We start from the raw sequence: 20,990 nt of genomic DNA on the forward strand, positions 1-20,990 counted from the left end.
CAGGATAAAACCTGCTTTTCCTGTTTCATCAGGTATATCTATATGGATCTTCAGGGCTTTGGGCACCTCTTAATCAGTGGCGCTTGGATAACCGTTCAATTAGCTATTTGCAGCTTAGTCATTGGCCTCGTTTTCGGGGTTTTAGGTGCAAGCGCAAAGCTATCTAAATACAAAGTTGCTAACGCTATTGGTAATGGTTACACCCTGTTTATACGGGGCATGCCTGAGTTACTACTCGTCCTGACAATCTATTTTGGTTCATCTGCCGTTTTGATGGCGATCGCCAGCTTGTTTGGTTATGACGAATATATAGAGCTAAGTCCATTTGTTGCCGGCGTAATCGCACTAAGTATCGCCTTTGGTGCATATGCCACTGAAGTCTTCCGTAGTGCACTTCAAGAAATACCCAAGGGCCAAAAAGAAGCAGCTATTGCTCTTGGTATGACGGGTTTCCAAACCTTTCGACGCATCACCTTGCCACAAGTTTGGCGCTTAGCTTTACCCGGTTTAGGCAACCTATTCTTAGTTCTTTTAAAAGATACAGCACTGGTTTCTGTTATAGGTCTTAACGAACTTATGCGCCAAACCACCGTTGCCGTTGGAAATACCAAAGAGCCTTTTACTTTCTACTTAGCCGCAGCAGTGGTTTATCTCCTCATGACTTCAATCTCAATGATCGGCTTACATTACCTAGAGCAAAAAGCTAATCGCGGTTATAAAGGAGCACGCGCATGAGTTGGGAATGGGATGTCATTTTTGAAAACTACCCTCGCCTATTAGAAGGCGCTCTACTGACCCTTGAGCTTGTCCTCTTTTCTGGATTTATCGGTCTAATGCTTGCCGTGCCATTGGCATTGATGCGTATCTCTAAGCGCCCTTGGCTACAAGCCTTTCCTCTGGCTTACATCTTCTTTTTCCGTGGCACGCCACTGTTGATACAGATCTTCTTGGTGTACTACGGCGCTTCTCAGTTTGAATTCATTAAGAACTCTGCGCTTTGGCCTATTCTTAAAGAACCGTACTGGTGTGCCATCATCACCTTTGCGCTCCATACTGCGGCTTATATCGCTGAGATACTCCGCGGTGCTATTCAATCTATCCCTAAAGGCGAGATTGAAGCCGCTAAAGCCTTAGGTATGAGCTACCCACTTATGCTGCGTCGTATCATCCTACCTCGCGCATTTGGCATTATGATGCCTGCCTATGGCAACGAAGTAATCCTAATGCTTAAAGGCAGCGCTCTAGCCAGCACAATTACACTACTCGATCTAACGGGTATGGCTCGCACAATCATCGCTAGAACTTATACGCCGCTCGAAATATTCTTTGCAGCCGGTGTTATCTATCTAATTATCAGTGCCCTTTTGGTGTTTTTATTCCGTTATTTGGAAAAACGCTTTAATCGCCACCAGCACTGGCCAAATGAAAAGCCAAAAGATTTAGACCCTCAGCATTAACCCGAATGACTAAACATGATGGGCCAGAGCAGCGTTACCGCGATGGCCCACATGGTTACCCAAATGACCAAATCCATAATCTGCCATGCTCTTGGGTTATTGAATATAGGCTGACATACCTTCGCTCCAGCGACCAGCAGCCAAAACCAAAAGCATGAAAACCCCATCGCGCCGATAGCAAACCATACTCTCTCAGGCTCTGGGTATTGCCCACCTATACTCCCTAAAAGCACAACAGTATCCAAATACACATGGGGATTGAGCAGTGTAATCGCCAAAGTAACGATCAAGGCTTTACCTAAACCACTCAAAGCTATTTCATTTTCTTTCATGACTTGTGGCTTTAAAGCTTTGCGCAGGGACTGAGCGCCATATACAAACAGAAATACAGCCCCGCCGATCTGAGCCGCGAACATCCAGTTCTCTGATTGCGCAATTAGTATACCCATACCTGCGACGCCAACAGCGATCAAAATCATATCGATCAGGGCGCACAAAGCTGCTATCGGCCAGTGAAACTGACGACGCAAACCTTGAGTAAAAACAAAGGTGTTTTGGCTTCCCATCGCCACAATTAGGCCCGCACTTGTAGCTAAGCCCTTTAACAATGCTGCCAAAGCCGCGCCTGTGAAAATGGATACCATACTGCCCCCTGAATAATGGCAGGCATAGTGCTAAAATCTGACCAGACAGTAAAACTAATAATTCTAATGATTGATAAGTTTTTCTAATGATCGATTACAAACAGCTCCAAGCACTTGCAGCCATTCTCGAAGAAGGAAATTTTGATAAGGCCGCAGAGAAGCTCAATATATCTCAATCAGCGGTATCCCAGCGCTTAAAACAGCTAGAGGACAGCGTTGGACAAACGCTGATAATCAGAAATACACCAATACAAGCGACAACGGCTGGGCAGCTGTTACTGAAGCATTACCACCAAGTATCTCTGCTACAAGCAGAACTACAGGAACAGATCTCACTTGAGCAATCGGATGGTTTTACGAAAATTTCTATTGGCTTAAACGCAGATAGCTTGGCAACTTGGTTTTTAGACGCGGTTAAACCACTGCTTGATGACGAAAAAATCCTTCTAGATCTAAAACTGGATGATCAAGATCAGACTCATCACTTTCTTAAAACAGGTCAAGTGATCGGGTGCATCAGTTCTAATCCAAAACAAATGCAAGGCTGCAGTTGTATTCCACTTGGCACAATGATCTATCGCTGCCTTGCTAGCCCTACTTACATCAATAAATATTTTCCAGACGGTATAAAAGCGGAAGGCTTTTACAATGCCCCTGTTGCTGAATTTAATAATAAGGACGAACTTCAAAATAGATATCTAAAGGACAATTTTAAGATTGGTCCCAACGAATATCCGAAACACCGTATTCCGTCGACTGAATCGTTTTTCAATATCATTATTCGCGGCCACGCATGCGGCATGGTTCCCGATCAGCAAAGTAAAGAGATCCAGGCTTCTGGAAAAGTAGTTGATATGACCCCAGGAAGGTTTATCGAAGTCCCGCTTTATTGGCATATCTGGAGTCTTAAATCAGGACTATTCCAGAGATTAACGCAGAGGCTAAGAAAGCAAGCTGAAGTCGATCTTTTACCTCTAACTAACTGATTAAAAACAACAAGCCCTTACAAAAGTTAAAATTTATTTATGCTTTCAGGTTCAGAATAGGCTTAAATAGGCAACGCTGATATTTTAACCGATGCCCACTTTTAATGTTGGATATAAAAATCAATGAAATTCTCTGAAAACCATAAGAAAAAAAACAGACTGATTTTTTTACTTGCTTCAGTAATTGCGATCTTAATTCTTGTTAACGGTGCATTTTCCTACTGGCAAATGAATCAGGTAAAAGCTGAATTTTATGAAGTCGCCAATAAAGACCTACCACTTGTAGCGGAATTATTACCTCTGATTGATCGTCAGTTTGAACAAACATTACTGATCGAAAAGCTTCACCAGTTAGAGCCAATTCATCGCAGCAAAGTAGTTCCTATACTTCAAAACAGTTTTATTAGAACAGGCGACCGTTTCTCCCAAACAACTGAAAAATTGCAATCGATGTTAAAGCCGATGCTACATTCACCTCGGGAGATTACGCGCCTTAAGATGTCTAAAATTGACCATCTTCTAGAGCAGATCATTACAGAGCATGAGCAGTACCAGAATCAAGTTTTACAGATGATCTCCCATAATGCAGAAAGCCTAGAGGCGTACCCGCCTGAGCTCATAACTCTTTTGACTGAAGAGGAAAAAGACCTAACTGAAGAGTTGATTTCGCTACGAGATGAACTTCAAAGATTTACTCAGAATTCTGCGCACGCAGTTGAAAGGCATGAAGCACAGATAATAAAAGGTGTAGTGATATTTACACTTTTCGTTTTCTCTCTCGGCACCATCATGTTGATGCTGATTAGCCAAATTATGAAAAGCCGTGAAAAAGCGATCGAAAAAATCAGTTACTTCGCCAATTATGACCCTCTAACCGATCTATTTAATCGACGCCATTTCTTTGAAGAATTAAATCAAGCACTATCCCAAGCTCAAGAACAAGATGCCCCATTGAGCCTTTGTGTATGCGACCTGGACCACTTCAAACAGGTAAACGACACTTTAGGCCATATCGCCGGAGACAAGATACTAACAACCTTCGCGGATACATTACGTGCGAACATCAGAAAGGATGATTTCGTTGGTCGGTTTGGTGGGGACGAATTTGTTATCTGCTTCCCTAACACAACGTCTGATGAGGCTGCAGAAATTACAGAACGCATTAGAAAGCGTTTTGAAGAAGCCGATACGCTTAAGTCATCGGTAACATCGACATTCGGTATTGCACAACTTACTCAACAGACGTCCACAGACGATATGTTGCTCGAAAAAGCAGACCAAGAGCTTTACAAAGCCAAGGAAAATGGACGCAACTGCGTGCACTGGTCTTAACCGGTGCACGAATCAGTTTCCAAAAACAGGCTTAAAGAAGCTTCGCTCATAACTCTGAATGCATTTTGTTTGCTTGGCGTAATCAAATGCAGCCATGCATTCAGAGTCTTTAAAGGAGTCTATCCGGTATTGTTCATAAGCTGCGAGACTAGGAAAGCTGAACAACGCTAGTGCAATGTTGTTAGCACCTTCAGACGGAAGGAAATAGCCATGATGCTGTCCACCGAACTTGTGAACCAGTGGAATCCATAGCTTTGCATAGTGCTCGAATTCGGCAACTTTGTCCGAATCGATTACATAGCGCAAGTAACAAGTTACCATCCGCGTATCCCCTTTCTTCTAAGTAATTACCAAGAATCAGCAGCTTTTAGATCGCTCTCTTTTTGCTCTACCCAATGCTCGCCTTCATTGGAGATCTCTTTCTTCCAGAAAGGTGCATCTTTCTTTAGGTAGTCCATGATGAATTGAGCCGCTTCAAATGCATTTACGCGATGGGCGCTACCCACACCGACAAAAACGATATTTTCGTTGAGGTCTAAACGGCCAACACGATGATAAATTACAATGTTGCCGAGCTCCCAGCGTTCACGTGCCTGCGTAGCAATCTTCTCAAGCGCTTTCTCGGTCATACCTGGATAATGCTCTAGAAAAAGCGCATCAAGCTGATTGTCAGCTATCTCTAATTCGCGAACGATTCCAGTAAAAGTGACTATGGCCCCACTAGTCGCATCATCAGCTCTAACACTTTCTGACAGTGCGCCAATATCAAAATTGTCTGTAGCGACAATCACTTGAGTTGTTGCCATGGTAATTCCTCTCTAAATTGATATTGAAATCATACCACCAAAAGCTATTAAAGAAGCAATGCTCAATAGGCTTATAACCTATTAAAAACACTGGTTTGATGGTATTGTGTCGAACTAATTTTTGAGTCATCTATCCAATAAATATTGGAGTAATTACCGAGGAATATGATGGATTGGCATCCACACGCAACAGTTGCTGTCATCGTAGAAATGGAAGGCAAGTTCCTTTTGGTAGAAGAAAGATCTTCAGGTGAAATAGTTTTCAATCAGCCTGCGGGTCATATTGAAGAAGGCGAAACCTTTATAGAAGCCGCTTGCAGAGAAACATTAGAAGAGTCTGCATGGCACGTAAGCCCTAAATATTTAACGGGGTTTTACGTCTATAAATCCGGCAACAACAATACAACTTACCATCGCGCTTGTTTCTATGCAGAAGCAATCAAGCACGAACCAGAGCGTGAACTCGATGAAGGCATCATTCGCGCGGTCTGGATGACACGCGACGAGATTGTCGCTCATACGGACAAACTTCGCAGCCCAATGGTTTTGAAATGTATTGATGATTACCTAGCTGGTAAGCAATACCCTTTAGATCTGATACACGAATATAGCAATTAACTGAATAAACACATGACTGATCACAGCAATACAAAAGTGATCGTCGGCATGTCCGGCGGCGTAGATTCATCCGTTTCAGCATTACTATTAATGCAACAAGGCTATCAAGTCGAAGGCCTGTTCATGAAAAACTGGGACGAGGATGATGGCACTGAATACTGTACCGCCAAAGAAGATCTCGCTGATGCCCAAGCAGTTTGTCACAAACTTGGCATTCATCTACATACAGCCAACTTTGCTGCTGAGTACTGGGATAATGTATTTGAGCATTTCCTAGAGGAATACAAAGCAGGCCGTACACCTAACCCTGATATTTTGTGTAACCGTGAAATCAAGTTTAAAGCATTCCTTGAGTATGCAATTGAACTTGGTGCTGATTACATCGCAACAGGCCATTATGTTCGCCGCGGTGATCGTGACGGCAAAACACGCCTGTTAAAAGGGCTAGATAAAAACAAAGACCAGAGCTACTTCTTGCATCAAGTAGGTCAGGTCGAAATTGAAAAGACCCTCTTCCCTGTTGGCGAGCTAGAAAAACCTGAAGTTCGTAAACTTGCCGAAGAGCATGACCTGATCACTCACAACAAGAAAGACAGTACCGGCATCTGCTTTATTGGAGAGCGCAGATTTAGCGATTTCCTTAAACAGTACTTACCGGCCCAGCCTGGCAAAATAGAAACACCGAAAGGTGATGTGATTGGTGAACACTCTGGCTTGATGTATTACACCATTGGTCAGCGCCAAGGGCTTCAGATCGGCGGTCTTAAAGATTACCCAGAAGAACCATGGTTTGTAGCAGGTAAAGATCTTGATCGTAACGTTTTAATCGCCGTTCAAGGTAAACAGAATGATCGGTTATTTACCGATTGGCTTACAGCAGACGAAATATTCTGGATCAATGATGAAGAACCTGCATTGCCATATAGCTGCACTGCCAAAGTACGTTACCGTCAGACCGATCAGGCATGCACGATCGAACGTCATGGTGACAGCGGTTACCTAATCCGCTTTGCAGAACCACAACGCGCCATCACACCTGGTCAATCTGTGGTGATCTACGCAAAAGATATCTGCCTAGGTGGTGGTGTTATCGAACATACAGGCAAAGACGACTAGGAGGCCCCAATGTCACGACAGCATGACGAACAAGCGCTGGGCCTAGCTGGTTTATTTCAAGCAGCCGCTCTCGTTGAACAAATTGCAACGAGAGGCATGGTTGCTCAAGACAGCTTAGAAACGTCGGTCTATAGCATCATGCAGTTAAACCCTGCATCGACTGAAGAGATCTATGGCGGCGCTAACGACCTACCTTTCAATCTACACTTAGGCCTGCAAAACCTAAGAGATCTGATTGATAAGCCGCGAGCAGAACATAACAAAGATGTGATTCGCTACGCACTAAGCATGATGCACCTTGAGCGCAAGCTTAGCAGCGATCCAGAAATGCTAAACAAAGTAGCGCAACGTTTAGGTCAGGTATCTGAGCAAGCTCGCTACTTTAATTCTGATCAGCCAGATACAGAGCCAACTGCGAGCAGTTACTGCCATCCAAATGTGATAGCAAATATTGCTAGTCTTTACCAAGATACGATCAGTAGCTTTAGCTTCCGAATTCAAGTAACGGGCGACCCGCGCCACCTACAAAACAGTGAAAACGCAGCGAAGATACGCGCATTACTATTGGCCGGTATTCGTAGTGCTATGCTATGGCGTCAGAAAGGCGGTAAACGCTGGCAGTTACTGTTCTTCAAATCACGCCTACGCCCTTCCCTTAAAAAAATTATGGGCACCTCATAATAGGCCACGCCATTTAGATAAATAAAAAACCGGATAGCTTGCTAAAGCATCCGGTTTTGTATTTACCTATCCATTTTATGTATCGATTACAAAGTTACGCGTGACGAACCGATAACTCATTTGCGTCATGACTACGAAGCATAGCTTCGATATCACTCTCCGCAGCGTCAGCTATCAATACTTTGACCATATTGCAGCTTTTATCTATAAACACTTGCTCTCTTGGTACTCCATTAGCCATCAGGTCATCAAATACCAGTTTGGTTTGGTCGCTGGACCCAAAGGAGCCGGTAACAGACATAGTCATATAACTACCCTCCTCAAATTCAGCTAAATTTAGCTATATTTTGTAGCGACAATTTAAGCTTAGAACTTGCGGCGCCCTTTATCCATATACCCCTACGAAAAGTCCCTCGACTCAGGTATAATGCGCGCCTTCTTTTTAACCTAAAAGGTAGAGATCGATTCATGGAGCTTTCTGCACTGACAGCCGTTTCTCCGGTTGATGGCCGCTATGGCAGCAAAACAGCTGACCTGCGTGATGTTTTTAGTGAATATGGCCTGATTCGCTTCCGCGTTGAAGTTGAAGTTCGTTGGTTACAAAAACTAGCTGCGCATCCACAAATCACTGAAGTTCCAGCGTTAAGCTCTGAAGCTGATGCTCTGCTGAACTCGATCGTTGATAACTTCGGTCCTGAAGACGCTCAGGCTGTTAAGACGATCGAACGTACTACTAACCACGATGTAAAAGCGGTTGAGTACTTCATTAAAGACAAATTCAAAGATAACGCTGAGCTAATGGCGATCAATGAATTTGTTCACTTTGCCTGCACATCTGAAGACATCAACAACCTTTCTCACGCACTTATGCTGAAAAACGGTCTTGATGTTGTAGTTCCACAGATGCAGCAAGTTACTGACGAAATCGCTAAGATGGGTCGTGAATTTGCTGAGCAACCAATGCTTTCTCGTACTCACGGCCAGACGGCTTCTCCAACTACTGTTGGTAAAGAGATGGCTAACGTTGCTTACCGTATGCAGCGTCAGATCAAACAGCTTCAGAATGTTGAGCTTCTAGGTAAGATCAATGGTGCCGTTGGTAACTACAACGCCCACCTATCTGCTTACGCTGACATCGACTGGGAACAAAACGCTAAAGACTTCGTTGAAAGCCTTGGCCTATCTTTTAACCCATACACAACTCAGATCGAGCCACACGACTACATCGCAGAGCTTTTTGATGCTGTTGCTCGTTTCAACACGATCCTAATCGACTTCGATCGTGACGTATGGGGCTATATCTCTCAGGCTTACTTCAAGCAGAAAACGATTGCTGGTGAAGTTGGTTCTTCAACTATGCCGCATAAAGTTAACCCAATTGACTTCGAAAACTCTGAAGGCAACTTGGGCATTGCGAACGCAATCATGAGCCACCTAGCGCAGAAACTACCTATTTCTCGCTGGCAGCGCGACCTAACTGACTCTACTGTTCTACGTAACATGGGCGTTGGTTTCGGTTACAGCTTGATCGCTTATCAGTCTAGCCTGAAAGGCATTAGCAAGCTTGAGCTTAACCCAGCTCAGCTAAACGAAGATCTAGAAAATGCTTGGGAAGTTCTAGCAGAACCTATCCAAACAGTAATGCGTCGTTACGCTATCGAAGAGCCTTACGAGAAGCTAAAAGCGCTAACTCGTGGCCAGGACATGAGCAAAGAGACAATCCTAGCGTTTGTTGATACTTTGGACATGCCAGAAGAAGCTAAGCAGTCACTTAAAGAACTGACTCCTCATAGCTACATCGGTAACGCTGTTGATCAAGCTAAAAAGATCTAAGCTGATCTAATTAATCAGTTTTATGAAACGGGGCTATAGCCCCGTTTTTTATATAAGGCATAGATTAACCCCATGGAACACTTCACACGACCAGACGGCACTGAGATCCATTACATCTCTCTTGGTGAAGGAGAAACCACCTTAGTTTTTCTTCATGGCTGGACGGCCAGTGTTCGTGAATGGCTCCCCTTCGCCTCTGAGCTGGCAGAAAACCACCGCGTGGTGAGCTGGGATGCCCGTGGCCATGGTGCTCACCAATATCATGAAGAGAGCAATATTAGCTTACCTGCGATGGCTGATGACCTCGAAGCTATGCTCGAGCACCTTAAGATAGAAGATGCTGTCCTCATTGGGCACTCTATGGGCGCACTGACTTCTTGGGAGTACTTACGCCGACATGGTGATAAGCGCCTCAGTGGACTTTGTATTGTCGACCAATCACCAAAGCTAATTACCGATCATGAATGGCAACACGGCGTATACAGTGATTTCAGTAAAGAAATTAACAGCGCTTTTATTCACCGGCTTACTGAGAATTTCGCTGAGGCAGTACTTGAACTGATTGCCTTTGGTAAGAACCAACGTTCTAGAGAAAATTACGAGCAAAACTCTCGCGGTTTCCAGCAGATGCGCAAATATCTACAAAAGCAACCTGGTGATCTGCTAACCCGCTGCTGGGATAGTATTACCCAGCAGGATTACCGAGAAGTTGTATCTAGTATTAAACTACCTACCCTACTGATCTACGGCGATGAAAGCCAGTTCTATAGCGCTGAGCTACAACAGTGGGTTAATAAAAGTATCGAGGGTTCAGAATTGCATATTTATGAGCAATCGGACCACTCTCCGCATTTATGGCATAAAGAGCGATTCATATATGATCTGAATCGTTTTGTAGATTCATTATGAGAACCATTAAAAATGTTATCTAACGTTCGAGTTGTACTGATCAACACATTCCACCCCGGTAATATCGGCGCAGCTGCACGCGCTATGAAAAACATGGGGCTAAGCAAACTCTATCTGGTTGAACCAGAAGATTACCCGAGCGCAGAAGCTGATTCTCGCGCTGCTGGCGCAAAAGACTTATTAGATAGCGCTATCGTCGTTAACACACTGGAAGAAGCGATTGGCGATTGCCAGCTAGTGATTGGCACGAGCGCGCGCACCAAACGCACCTTCGACCGCCCTCTTCTCGATGCGCGCAAAGGCGCGGAACGTGTAGTAGCTGAAGCTAAATCAGGTGAAGTAGCAATCGTATTTGGTCGTGAAACTATGGGCCTTCATAACCATGAATTAGCGCAATGCAACTACCATGTTTACATCCCTGCTAACCCTGAGTACCCAGTGCTCAACGTATCTCAAGCAATCCAGCTGCTTTGCTACGAGATATTTATGGCAGCGGAAAACAAAAGCTATGACGATATCGAAAGCGAATACCCTCGCCATAAAGAGATGGCTTTATTCTACGAGCACTTAGAAAAAGTGCTACGTTTGACCGATTTCATCATCCCTCAGCATGAGGGTAAAGTACTGGAAAAATTACACCGTTACTTCAACCGCTCACGTCCTGAGAAAACTGAGCTGAATATGCTTCGCGGCATTCTGACTTCAATTGAAGAAACGGTCGAAAAACTAAAAAAATAACTACAACTATACAACCTACGACAAGGCCAAAAGATGGAAGAGAATTTACAAGCACTACTAAAACAGGCTGACGAGCTTCGCGACAACATCGAAAAAATGCACCAAGAGTCCAAAACAGTTGGTTATAACGCTGCTGGCATCCGCGAATGCGCTACAACTCTGCAGAAAGGCATAAAGAAAGTGGGTAACAATAAGCTTGCTGCTCTAGCCAATCGCGACAAGCGTAAAGTTTACGCTGAAATGGAAGAAGCAATCGAACAGCTTATGGAGTTAATTGACTAGTGAAATCTCCGTTTGGTGACATCAGCGTAGAAACATTTTTAGCTGAATACTGGCAGAAGAAGCCTTTACTTATTCGCAACGCCTTTCCTAATTTTGAGCCCCCTGTGACGGCTGACGAGTTAGCCGGCATGGCACTAGAGGAAGACGTAGAATCGCGTCTGATAACACAGTCACCGGACGGTAAAGATTGGTCTTTAACACACGGCCCTCTGCAGGAAGATACTTTCGCTGATCTTCCAGACTCGCACTGGACACTGTTAGTACAATCAGTCGATCACTGGATTCCTGAAGCAAACGAGCTACTCGAGCACTTCCGTTTTGTACCAAATTGGCGACTAGATGATCTTATGATCAGCTATGCGGCGGACGGCGGTGGCGTAGGTCCACATTACGATAATTACGATGTCTTTCTGATCCAAGCTTCGGGGACTCGACGCTGGGAAGTGGGCGGTATCTATGGTGAAGATTCACCACGCCGCCCAGACGTTCCTGTCATGATTTTGCCTGAATGGGAACCAGAACATGTATGGGATCTCCAGCCAGGCGATATGCTGTATGTTCCACCTCGGGTTGGTCATAACGGCTTTGCCATTGGCGATGATTGTATGACTTACTCTGTAGGCTTCAGAGCACCTTCTCATCAAGAGATGATGTCTGGCTTTACCGATTATCTGTCTGATATTACTAAAGCAGAAGACCGTTATAGTGATTCCGATCTTGCTCCACAGGCAAACCCAGGCGAGATCACTGATCAAGCATTAGAGCGCGTTAAATCAGCCTTAAAAGAGTATATCGATAGCCATGAACTGCTGACTCACTGGTTTGGTCAGTTTATGACTGAACCAAAGAATCCTGAGCACGGTGCTAATCAAGTTTGCGAGATGGACGAGGAAGAGATCGCCGAGTTATTAGAAGCCGGAATTCCACTTTGTCGCAGTGAGGGTTCACGCTTTGCTTTTAACCGACTAGACGATCATTTTATTTTGTTCGTTGATGGCAAAGGCTGTGCATGCTCAGAAGGACAAGTAACTTTAGCCGAAAGCCTTTGCGCCAATCTGTATCACGAACAGATAGAACCCACTGAAGAAAATCTACAGCTATTGAAGGCACTCCTGCTTCAAGGTTCCGTATATTTTCTAGACGAAGAATAGGTAAACAAATCTATAGCTCTTTAAAGCCGTTTAAAGAGCTATATCTTTCCCTGTCGCTAATCAAAACAAGCGATTACACTCAAATATAAATACGCTCCAGTCGACTAGGCATTGTGATGACCGATAAAGAAGCTACTGTCGAAAAAACACTCGAATCTAGCCCAACGCTTGAATCTGAGATCAATTCAGCCCGAATTAACGCCTTAGAACTGAAGTTAGAAACACTGTCTCTGATTACAGAATCTCTTTGGAACATTATTCAAGAAAGCGACCTTGAATGTAGTACCGACTTAAAAGAAAATATGGCGGATATCATAGACCAACGAGCGAAACGGGATTCTATCAAAGTCACTTGCCAAACTTGCGGCAGCGACCAAAAAGCTAGCACCTCTTACTGCAATCATTGCGGGAATAAGCTCGATTATTCTGGTGAAATCTCACCCTTTGATTACTAAGCACAGTGTCGATAGCTAAACTATTTAGCTCTCCAGTCATCCAAACCATAATGGCTCATCACCTGCGCAATACCATCCCCCCGCTTTAGGATGGCCATCTTTTCATCAAAGACCTCCATCATTTTCTTAATATCATCTTGCATATTAATTTGCGGTGAAAAAGCCATATAGATATTTGCTTCTTGTACACAACCTGCACTTTTAAACCTATCCCACTTACCCGCATTTTTTAACGTATATACAGTACTGTTGTACGTAAATAAGAAAGCATGAATGCGATTTCGCAGCACTTTTTTAGCCTGCTGGACTATGTGGCGTTCATTATATGGAAGGTATTGAAACTGCTCAGGATTAAGTAATGCGTAATCATTTAATTCTTCAATAGAAGTATCTGTAGATAAGCCAAACTGTTTATTCTTAAGGCTATGAATATTCTCGTACTGCCACTCCTTTTCTCTATCGGTAAAAAAGCACATACGCTGTGTACCCACTTCATTTATCGGGTAAAGAAGATCGGGCGCTTCAGGTTTAGCTGGAGATAGAACAGCATGTACTCGCCCCTGTTGAGTCATAGACAAAGCTCGGCTCCAAGGGTAAATACGAATATCTAATTCATACTCCGTATCACTGTAAATCTGCTTAACCAGATCGATAATGTAGCCAGGCTTGTCAGTTTCAGGGCAGATCTGCGGGCACCAATCTATGGCTGCGATATGGATTACCTGTTTATCTGCAAAACTGGAATTAGGTAACAAAAAACAAGCAATGAGAAAAAGATAGGAACGCATGCATATACCTAAACTCTTTAAGGGCAAATCCTAGTGAGCTTAAGTATAGCAAGCAGATATGAAAGAGCAGTGAATAACTAGCTAAGCATTAGCGTCCAAAATATTGATCAATAATATCGGGCAACTCATCAAAAGCTGTCATCTCAAATTTATCAATCTCTAGATCAAAGTGGCTTAAATAACGTTTTGCATGATCACGGCTTAGCGCTCTACCTAAAATTGCATAATCAATTTCAGGTAGTGTTTTATCGTGACGCGGTTCTACCTGCCATGTGATATAAGCCGGAGCTGTACTTTGAAGCTTCAAACCAGCTTTAACACAAAATTTATCTACATGGCTTAAACCTTCAGGTCCTAAACACCCAGGTTCGATACGGAAGATTACTGTCAGTTTCTTACTATCCGCTAACGTCATTTCTCTTCTCTATTCAATAAGTTATAAGCTCTACCTTGTTTGTGAGTCTACTATAAATCATCAAACAAGCGTTTGCCTACTTTAGTACCTAACATAGTATGATCTGAATCACACGACTATGACTAATTAGACTAAATTGCTTTATAATTGCCGCTTTTTGCAAGTCTCTTGAGGGGCAATATGAAATTTTCATCACTAGACCTATCACCTGAGTTACAACAAGCTCTGGATGAATGCGGCTATACAGACATGACCCCAATTCAAGAGCAAGCAATTGTGCCCGGCCGCCGCGGCAAAGATCTGCTTGCTAATGCCCAAACAGGTACAGGTAAAACAGCAGCCTTTTCCATCCCTATTCTGCAGAAAATTTCTGATAATCCGCGTGACTTAGCCGAACGTCAGATTCGCTCTATTATCCTGACGCCTACTCGTGAGCTCGCACAACAGCTTGCAGAAACGATTGGCCGGTACAATAAACACCTGAATCTTCGAGTCTTGGCCGTTTATGGTGGCGTAAACCTTGATACCCAGAAGAAGAAATTACGTCACGGTGCAGACGTACTGATTGCCACACCAGGCCGCTTAATCGAACACTTAAGCGGTAGCAATGTAGACCTTAGCAAAACTGAATTTGCTGTTCTTGACGAAGCCGATCGCATGCTAGATATGGGCTTTGTTACAGATGTACTGACTATTTTGGAAGCCACACCTTCTTCAAAACAAACCTTGCTCTTCTCTGCCACTTTATCTGACGCTGTCCACAAGCTGTCGAGAAAGATTCAGAAGAAGCCTGAGCAGATCAAAGCAGCTAGACAGAACTCGATTGCAGATACAGTCGATCATGTTGTGTACCCAGTAGAGGAAAAGCGTAAAGCAGATCTTTTTGCCGAGCTGATACAGGAAGAAAATTGGTTTCAAGTATTGGTATTCACCAGCACAAAAGCTCAAGCTAACGAGCTGATGCTTGATCTAAAAGTAGACGGCATTGAAGCTGTTATTTGTCACGGCGATAAAAGCCAAGGCGCGCGCCGTCGAGCGGTTGCAGATTTTAAAGCAGGCAAAATCCAAGTACTGGTCGCAACCGAAGTTGCTGCGCGTGGATTGGATATTCAAGGATTGGAACACGTTGTAAATTACAATCTTCCCTATCTAGCTGAAGACTATGTTCATCGCGTAGGGCGTACGGGTCGTGCAGGCACTCAAGGCAAGGCTATATCTTTTGTAAGCCGAGAGGAAGAAAGTGCTTTAGATAGCATTGAGCGCCTTATTGGCACACCGATCAAACGTATATTCCGCAAAGGCTACGAAGTGGGTAGTCGAGAAGGCCTGAGAAAGCGCATTCACAAGAAAGGTCCTAAGAAGAAGCACAATAAAGCAACGCGCACCCAAGTTATTGGCCGCAAGTCTTCTGCAAAGAAAAAGCGCTAGCCAATTCTGCTAGACCCAATAAAAAAGGAGCTTAAATAAGCTCCTTTTTTATGCAAACGACTTAGAAATTCGGCATATTCATATCGAAATCACGCTTTAAAGAGCGCTGTTCCATATAATTATCAGAGCCCTGTTTTTTTCGCTTTCCTTTCGCTACCTTCCTACGCTGATGATCCGCGTATTGACCATCCATATAGTCTTCTTCCATTTCATCCTGCTCTAATGGCAAATTAGCCAATCGAAGTTTGCTACTCATCTATCAGTCCTAATTCATTACTAACAGCCCGTTACGGGCGAGATTAAGTTAGTTAATGAAACCTTATTTTTATGACCAAACAATGAAAGCGATATGACAAATTCAGGTACAAAAAAAGGGCCTTAATCAGCCCTTATTTAAAAAATCGAAAAGCTCTTTAAATAAGATCTGAGAATGGCTGAATAGTGACCTTTTGCCCTGCATCGATACCTGCAAACTCATCAGAGATCTCGATTAAACAATTGGCAGAAACCATAGAAGTTAAGATGCCAGAGCCTTGACTGCCTGTAGACCTAACAACCAATTCGCCATTGTCATTAATTGAATAAACACCACGGCTGTAATCAGTCCTACCCGGCCTAGATCGAAGAGAAGTCTCAGCAATTGCCACCATACGTCTTGGTTGCCAATTTAGCTCCCCCGCCATTTTACGCAGCGCAGGCTGAACAAACTGAGTAAACGTCACCATCACAGCAACAGGGTTACCCGGCAGTCCGAAAAACGGTGTATTGCCGAGCTTGCCGAAGGCTAGCGGACGACCTGGACGCATCGCTATACGCCAGAAATTGATTTTTCCTACAGCAGCCAACGCATCTTTAATAAAGTCGGCCTGCCCCATCGATACGCCACCAGAGGAGATCACCATATCGGCTTCATTAGATGCCTTACGTAAGGTCTCTTCCATTGCCTGCTGTGAATCTTCGATAATTCCGTAATCAATCACCTCGCAGCCTAAACGCTGCAAAAGCCCGGTGAGTGAAAAACGATTTGTATCGTAAATGCAGTTTTTAGGTAGCGGTTGACCTTGCGCTGTAACTTCATCACCCGTAGAGAAGATGGCGACCTTTAAAGATCGATAAACTGTCACCTCAGTATGACCTAGTGAAGCTATTAAACCTAACTCTTGAGGACGTAAAGGACATCCCGCTTTAAGTGCCGTCTCTCCTTCAGCGATGTCCTCACCCGCCTCTCGGACATTCTGCCCTTTTTTGACCGACCCAACGAAAGTTAATTGCTCACCCTCTCGTGTACATGCTTCTTTGATGATGACGCTATCAGCACCCTCGGGCACTGGCGCCCCCGTCATGATTTCTACTGCCTGGTTTGGACCGACCTGACCCGAGAAGGCCTCACCCGCAAAAACACGACCAATAACATCCAAGGATTCATCAGATAAACCATCAGCGGCAACAGCATAACCGTCCATTGCTGAGTTTCGTTGTTGAGGAACATTAATGCCAGAAACTAAATCTACCGCCAAAATTCGATTTATGGCTTCGGAGACAGCTACAGTTTCAGCGCTGCTTTGAATATCAATTTGATTGAGTATGGTCTGAATACTTTCAGCAACAGGTAACATACCACCCGGATTAGCAGCCGGATCAAAACAACTTAACACTTCGCTCATCAATCAATTACCTAGCTGATGTACTCTTTAATAAAACGCAGAATTTCGTCTGTGTCATTAATATTGAACAAGGGTAGTTCTCGATGCAATTGTAATGGCTCATCCGAAGCCACCGCAATTATGTTTTCATCTTCAAGATACATGAGGCCTTTATTAATCTCTTTGCGATGCAACTCGATCTTAGGAAAAGACTCCTGCTTAAAGCCCTCTACCAAGACCAGATCTAAAAGAGAGTGATCCATGCGACTTAACATATGGTTTAGAGATGGGCGATCACCCTGATCCTGCTCAACCATTAACGCCCAACGCTTACCGGAGCTAATCAGCATCTGATCAGCACCAGCTTTTCTAAGCTCGTAACTATCTTTACCCGGATGATCAACATCGAATTTATGGTGAGCATGCTTGATGACACCAACACGGATACCATCTTCTTTTAGAGCTGGAATCAGCTTTTTCAATAATGTAGTTTTGCCTGTACCACTCCAAGCTGCAAAGCCAAGTAGTTTTGGCATCTGCTGAAGATCATCGAGATCATCGCGACGGTTCACGTTGGTGAAAGCCTCAGGGAAATCAGAGAAATCAACTTCCGTGTAGTTATGCTGAGCATACCAACGGTCGATCTTACGTTCTCCAGAAGCTAAGGCTTTCTGGACACTTCCAAGTAGATCTCGATGAATCAGAGCAACAACCGGCTGCATTCGCTTGCCATCAGTTGCAACAGCGATTTCTGCCTTTTGTTCTCGCGCTTGAAGCAACATGCGACGAACTAAGACTGGAGGTAAAAACGGCCCATCACATGGTGCAAATAACACCCAATCAGTTGCAGCATGATGAAGACCGGTAGCAATCCCCATTAATGGCCCTTGAAAATCACCTTCAAGATCAGAAATAACCGGCAATCCCAATGTACCATAGGCGTCCATACTACGGTTTGCGTTGATCATACAGCGCGCCACTTGCGGCTGAACAACATCTAAAACATGCTTAATAAGCGGCTTACCATTTAGCTCCATCCAGCCTTTATCTACTCCCCCCATTCGGCGAGCCATACCACCAGCAAGAATAACGGCGGTTACTTGATCAGGATTATGCATATTGATTAGCCTCATTTAATTGAGCTGTTTCTTTTATAGAACCATTTTCTAGCAATAAGTTGCGCTGACAAAGCTCGGTCACACAATTACTTTGATGACTAGAAACCATGACTGCGGTACCGCCATCAACCATCTCTTTAACTAATTCAGCAACAGTTTCTACCGATTTACGATCTAGATTGGCTGTTGGCTCATCAAGAAATAGAAGACCTGGGTTCAAAACCCACGCGCGAGCAAGCGCCAAACGTTGCTTTTCACCACCAGACAAAGAATGCGCCTGCTGTTCAGCTAAAGACTCTAGGCGAGACCAAGCTAACCCTTTAGCCACTAGTGTTTTGATTTTTTGCCTAGATTCACCACGAAGGCGTAAACCATAAGCAATATTGTCTTTCACTGTGCCAGCGAAGATGTACGGTGTTTGATGAAGGTAAACGACCTTTGGGTGCAATTTAGTGTTAAGAAAACTACGTTTATTTGGCGTTACTGTAACTGAGCCTTCACAAGGCTTATCTAGGCCCGCCAAAATTTTCATCAGCGTTGTCTTACCGGCACCGTTATCACCACTCAGGTGAAAGCTCTCGCCCTCTTTCAACGTCAATTTATCAATATTAAATAGCTCTCGTTGGTCAAAACGCTTTACCAGATTGCTAGCATTTAATTCGATACTCATAACATCCTCACAATCAGGCCGTTAGACTGCCTGACCTTTACCTCGCACTGACGCCAAGGTGAAATTCAAAAATAGAGCAAGCACCAACAATACCAAACCTAGTGCCACGCCCTGGGCAAACATCCCTTTACTCGTTTCCAGCGCAATCGCTGTCGGAATGTTTCGCGTATAACCCATAATGTTGCCGCCGACCATCATCGAACAACCAACTTCTGAGATGATTCGACCAAAACCTGCCACCACGACAGCAAGCAAGGCAAATCTTGCTTCACGCATAATCGTGATAATTGAAAAGGTGTAACCCGCACCCAATGTACGCGCGGTTTCCCAAGCCCTTCTATCAACTGCTTGAAAAGCTGAATGACTCATACAAACCAAAAGCGGAAATGCCAACATGACCTGACCAATAATCATGGCAGGCTGGGTAAATAAAAGATGAAGATCTCCAAACGGACCGCTACGGGACAGCATAAGATATAGAGTCAGACCGACCACCACAGTAGGTACTGCCATTAGCGCATTGAAAAGAGCAATAACGATTGAACGCCCTTTAAAATCACACATCGCCAATAAAAAACCCACTAAAATAGCGGGCACAGTGGCAATCGCGATTGCTGTAATTGAAACTCGAAAAGAAACGCCAATAATATTCCAAAGATCTGCATCAAAACTAAACAACAACTGCAGAGCCAACATCGACGTGTCTAACAGATTATCTTGCATTATTTACTACTACATCAGAGAAAAGAGCCTGTGAAAGCAATCAGTTAGCATTCACAGGCAACATACTAAATAATTGTTTACTTAGTCGCTACTTCTGCTTGAGCAGAACCGTGGAACAATGCTTTACCTTTAATACGGAAATCATTGATCATTGTTTGACCTTCTGAAGATACGAACCAGTTAGAAAGCTGTTCAGCACCTTTTACATTCAAACCATCGTGTAGTTTTGGATTAACCTGGATGATCTGGTATGGGTTGAATAAACGCTTGTCACCCTGAACCAAAAGTTTTAGCTGAAGGCGGTCTTCGTAAGCTAACCAAGTACCGCGGTCAGTCATTGTATAACCGTTAAGCTCATCAGCGATCTGAAGCACTTTACCCATGCCCTGACCAACCTCTTTGTAGTTAGCAAACTCTTTACCTTGCGAAGTTGCCGCCCATAAAGAAAGCTCTTTCTTATGTGTACCTGAATCATCACCACGAGAGATGAAATCAGCATTAACTTTAGCAATAGACGCTAAAGCTTCTGCTACATTGCTAGAATCTTTAATTTTTGCAGGATCAGCTGCTGGACCAACGATTACAAAATCGTTGTACATAACGCTTTTAGGACTTACACCAAAACCGCCATCAACAAACTTTTTCTCAGCTTTAGGCGCGTGAGTCATGACCACATCCACATCACCTGCTACCCCCATACGTAACGCCTTACCGGTACCGACAGCGATAACTTGCACTTTAGCGTCATGCTGTTTTTCAAATACAGGCAACAACTTGTCTAATAAACCAGAGTTATAAGTACTCGTGGTAGTTGCTAAACGGATAATCTGCTCTTCAGCAACAGCTGTAACTGACGTTGCTGCCAAAATCGTTGTGGAGAGGGCTGCCGCGATCCACTTTTTCATCTCTATATTCCTTATTTAATCATTATATTTTTCTAGAGTTCGCACCCTACACAGCCTGTGTAAGGGGTCATTGCTACTCATCTCCCAGATAAGAGCAATATGAATGCCAATTGCGGGATCATATAAATTTTTTAGACTTAATGTGAATAAGCCCTTCTGTTAAAAAGGTATTTTGATCAGAAATCCAGCAACCCCGAACCAAATTGAGAAAAAATGAAACAATAGTATTATCACTGTTTAGCTATTTATGAGTCATAATGACCAAACAAAACATTGACTGGGACAAATTGTC

At 43.8% G+C, this 20,990-nt stretch carries 26 protein-coding genes; 14 read left to right on the plus strand and 12 right to left on the minus strand.

Annotated features, from left to right (window positions below; translation table 11 throughout):
• The first annotated feature begins 42 nt into the window (after nt 1–42).
• Nucleotides 43–735 (plus strand): ABC transporter permease, encoded by a 693-nt coding sequence (locus tag ACMXYT_RS08400; protein ID WP_415911316.1) that lies wholly within the window; start codon nt 43–45, stop codon nt 733–735.
• On the plus strand, nt 732–1,457 hold the full coding sequence (locus ACMXYT_RS08405) for an ABC transporter permease (protein WP_415911317.1): 726 nt from the start codon (nt 732–734) through the stop codon (nt 1,455–1,457). Before ACMXYT_RS08400 ends, ACMXYT_RS08405 begins: the two co-directional genes overlap by 4 nt.
• On the opposite strand, the gene ACMXYT_RS08410 is transcribed toward ACMXYT_RS08405, so the two are convergent.
• On the minus strand, nt 1,454–2,101 hold the full coding sequence (locus tag ACMXYT_RS08410) for a LysE/ArgO family amino acid transporter (protein ID WP_415898307.1): 648 nt from the start codon (nt 2,099–2,101) through the stop codon (nt 1,454–1,456). The two genes, ACMXYT_RS08405 and ACMXYT_RS08410, sit on opposite strands and share 4 nt — an antisense overlap.
• Nucleotides 2,102–2,187: 86 nt before the next feature.
• Here ACMXYT_RS08410 and ACMXYT_RS08415 point away from each other — a divergent pair, with 86 nt between their 5' ends.
• Together ACMXYT_RS08415 and ACMXYT_RS08420 are read left to right on the plus strand one after the other, a co-directional pair.
• Nucleotides 2,188–3,087, plus strand: a complete 900-nt coding sequence (locus ACMXYT_RS08415) for a LysR family transcriptional regulator ArgP (RefSeq protein ID WP_415898308.1) — start codon at nt 2,188–2,190, stop codon at nt 3,085–3,087.
• Nucleotides 3,088–3,210: 123 nt separating this feature from the next.
• Nucleotides 3,211–4,419 (plus strand): GGDEF domain-containing protein, encoded by a 1,209-nt coding sequence (locus ACMXYT_RS08420; protein WP_415898309.1) that lies wholly within the window; start codon nt 3,211–3,213, stop codon nt 4,417–4,419.
• A gap of 12 nt (nt 4,420–4,431) precedes the next feature.
• Here the strand turns inward: ACMXYT_RS08420 and ACMXYT_RS08425 are convergent, their stop codons facing one another.
• Together ACMXYT_RS08425 and moaE are read right to left on the minus strand one after the other, a co-directional pair.
• Nucleotides 4,432–4,740, minus strand: coding sequence for an NIPSNAP family protein (locus ACMXYT_RS08425; RefSeq protein WP_415911318.1), 309 nt, complete (start codon nt 4,738–4,740; stop codon nt 4,432–4,434).
• A gap of 26 nt (nt 4,741–4,766) precedes the next feature.
• Complete coding sequence (gene moaE, locus ACMXYT_RS08430) at nt 4,767–5,225, minus strand: molybdopterin synthase catalytic subunit MoaE (RefSeq protein WP_415881308.1); 459 nt, start codon at nt 5,223–5,225, stop codon at nt 4,767–4,769.
• 168 nt (nt 5,226–5,393) lie between these two features.
• Between moaE and ACMXYT_RS08435 the strand changes: the two genes are divergently transcribed.
• The 3 genes from ACMXYT_RS08435 to hflD are packed head-to-tail and all read left to right on the plus strand — an operon-like array spanning nt 5,394 to nt 7,640.
• Nucleotides 5,394–5,843, plus strand: a complete 450-nt coding sequence (locus ACMXYT_RS08435) for an NUDIX hydrolase (protein ID WP_415881309.1) — start codon at nt 5,394–5,396, stop codon at nt 5,841–5,843.
• 12 nt (nt 5,844–5,855) lie between these two features.
• Nucleotides 5,856–6,959, plus strand: a complete 1,104-nt coding sequence (mnmA, locus tag ACMXYT_RS08440) for a tRNA 2-thiouridine(34) synthase MnmA (RefSeq protein ID WP_415911319.1) — start codon at nt 5,856–5,858, stop codon at nt 6,957–6,959.
• A 9-nt stretch (nt 6,960–6,968) separates the two neighbouring features.
• The gene (gene hflD / locus ACMXYT_RS08445; protein ID WP_415898312.1) at nt 6,969–7,640 is read left to right on the plus strand and encodes a high frequency lysogenization protein HflD; all 672 of its coding nucleotides are present in this window, start codon (nt 6,969–6,971) and stop codon (nt 7,638–7,640) included.
• A gap of 94 nt (nt 7,641–7,734) precedes the next feature.
• Here the strand turns inward: hflD and ACMXYT_RS08450 are convergent, their stop codons facing one another.
• Nucleotides 7,735–7,947, minus strand: a complete 213-nt coding sequence (locus ACMXYT_RS08450; RefSeq protein WP_415881312.1) for a hypothetical protein — start codon at nt 7,945–7,947, stop codon at nt 7,735–7,737.
• A 161-nt stretch (nt 7,948–8,108) separates the two neighbouring features.
• Between ACMXYT_RS08450 and purB the strand changes: the two genes are divergently transcribed.
• The 6 genes from purB to ACMXYT_RS08480 all read left to right on the plus strand — a co-directional run bounded on the left by purB (nt 8,109) and on the right by ACMXYT_RS08480 (nt 13,008).
• The gene (purB, locus tag ACMXYT_RS08455; RefSeq protein ID WP_415881313.1) at nt 8,109–9,473 is read left to right on the plus strand and encodes an adenylosuccinate lyase; all 1,365 of its coding nucleotides are present in this window, start codon (nt 8,109–8,111) and stop codon (nt 9,471–9,473) included.
• 72 nt (nt 9,474–9,545) lie between these two features.
• Nucleotides 9,546–10,382, plus strand: a complete 837-nt coding sequence (locus tag ACMXYT_RS08460) for an alpha/beta fold hydrolase (protein WP_415898313.1) — start codon at nt 9,546–9,548, stop codon at nt 10,380–10,382.
• Between the two features lie 12 nt (nt 10,383–10,394).
• Nucleotides 10,395–11,120 (plus strand): RNA methyltransferase, encoded by a 726-nt coding sequence (locus ACMXYT_RS08465; protein ID WP_415881315.1) that lies wholly within the window; start codon nt 10,395–10,397, stop codon nt 11,118–11,120.
• 33 nt (nt 11,121–11,153) lie between these two features.
• Complete coding sequence (locus ACMXYT_RS08470) at nt 11,154–11,402, plus strand: hypothetical protein (protein ID WP_415881316.1); 249 nt, start codon at nt 11,154–11,156, stop codon at nt 11,400–11,402.
• Nucleotides 11,402–12,553: a cupin domain-containing protein gene (locus ACMXYT_RS08475; protein WP_415898314.1), complete on the plus strand. Its 1,152-nt coding sequence runs from the start codon at nt 11,402–11,404 to the stop codon at nt 12,551–12,553. Before ACMXYT_RS08470 ends, ACMXYT_RS08475 begins: the two co-directional genes overlap by 1 nt.
• Before the next feature lie 116 nt (nt 12,554–12,669).
• The gene (locus tag ACMXYT_RS08480; protein ID WP_415911320.1) at nt 12,670–13,008 is read left to right on the plus strand and encodes a hypothetical protein; all 339 of its coding nucleotides are present in this window, start codon (nt 12,670–12,672) and stop codon (nt 13,006–13,008) included.
• A 20-nt stretch (nt 13,009–13,028) separates the two neighbouring features.
• Here the strand turns inward: ACMXYT_RS08480 and ACMXYT_RS08485 are convergent, their stop codons facing one another.
• Complete coding sequence (locus ACMXYT_RS08485; protein WP_415911321.1) at nt 13,029–13,796, minus strand: hypothetical protein; 768 nt, start codon at nt 13,794–13,796, stop codon at nt 13,029–13,031.
• A gap of 88 nt (nt 13,797–13,884) precedes the next feature.
• Nucleotides 13,885–14,211 carry a hypothetical protein gene (locus ACMXYT_RS08490; RefSeq protein ID WP_415894326.1) on the minus strand — a complete coding sequence of 109 codons (327 nt, stop codon included), beginning with the start codon at nt 14,209–14,211 and terminating at the stop codon, nt 13,885–13,887.
• Between the two features lie 180 nt (nt 14,212–14,391).
• On the opposite strand from ACMXYT_RS08490, the gene ACMXYT_RS08495 reads away from it, so the two are divergent.
• Nucleotides 14,392–15,639 carry a DEAD/DEAH box helicase gene (locus tag ACMXYT_RS08495; protein ID WP_415881321.1) on the plus strand — a complete coding sequence of 416 codons (1,248 nt, stop codon included), beginning with the start codon at nt 14,392–14,394 and terminating at the stop codon, nt 15,637–15,639.
• Between the two features lie 61 nt (nt 15,640–15,700).
• Here the strand turns inward: ACMXYT_RS08495 and ACMXYT_RS08500 are convergent, their stop codons facing one another.
• From ACMXYT_RS08500 to ACMXYT_RS08525, 6 genes are all read right to left on the minus strand, one after another.
• Nucleotides 15,701–15,895 (minus strand): hypothetical protein, encoded by a 195-nt coding sequence (locus ACMXYT_RS08500; RefSeq protein WP_415888016.1) that lies wholly within the window; start codon nt 15,893–15,895, stop codon nt 15,701–15,703.
• Between the two features lie 157 nt (nt 15,896–16,052).
• Complete coding sequence (locus ACMXYT_RS08505) at nt 16,053–17,303, minus strand: bifunctional molybdopterin-guanine dinucleotide biosynthesis adaptor protein MobB/molybdopterin molybdotransferase MoeA (protein ID WP_415898316.1); 1,251 nt, start codon at nt 17,301–17,303, stop codon at nt 16,053–16,055.
• 11 nt (nt 17,304–17,314) lie between these two features.
• On the minus strand, nt 17,315–18,400 hold the full coding sequence (gene mobA / locus ACMXYT_RS08510) for a molybdenum cofactor guanylyltransferase MobA (RefSeq protein ID WP_415894323.1): 1,086 nt from the start codon (nt 18,398–18,400) through the stop codon (nt 17,315–17,317).
• On the minus strand, nt 18,393–19,070 hold the full coding sequence (locus ACMXYT_RS08515; RefSeq protein ID WP_415894322.1) for an energy-coupling factor ABC transporter ATP-binding protein: 678 nt from the start codon (nt 19,068–19,070) through the stop codon (nt 18,393–18,395). Before ACMXYT_RS08515 ends, mobA begins: the two co-directional genes overlap by 8 nt.
• A gap of 21 nt (nt 19,071–19,091) precedes the next feature.
• Nucleotides 19,092–19,793: an ABC transporter permease gene (locus tag ACMXYT_RS08520; RefSeq protein ID WP_415888012.1), complete on the minus strand. Its 702-nt coding sequence runs from the start codon at nt 19,791–19,793 to the stop codon at nt 19,092–19,094.
• 77 nt (nt 19,794–19,870) lie between these two features.
• On the minus strand, nt 19,871–20,698 hold the full coding sequence (locus tag ACMXYT_RS08525) for a substrate-binding domain-containing protein (protein ID WP_415898317.1): 828 nt from the start codon (nt 20,696–20,698) through the stop codon (nt 19,871–19,873).
• Nucleotides 20,699–20,990: the final 292 nt, after the last annotated feature.

This window comes from Neptuniibacter sp. QD37_11, from assembly GCF_047778105.1.
Taxonomy (GTDB): domain Bacteria; phylum Pseudomonadota; class Gammaproteobacteria; order Pseudomonadales; family Balneatricaceae; genus Neptuniibacter.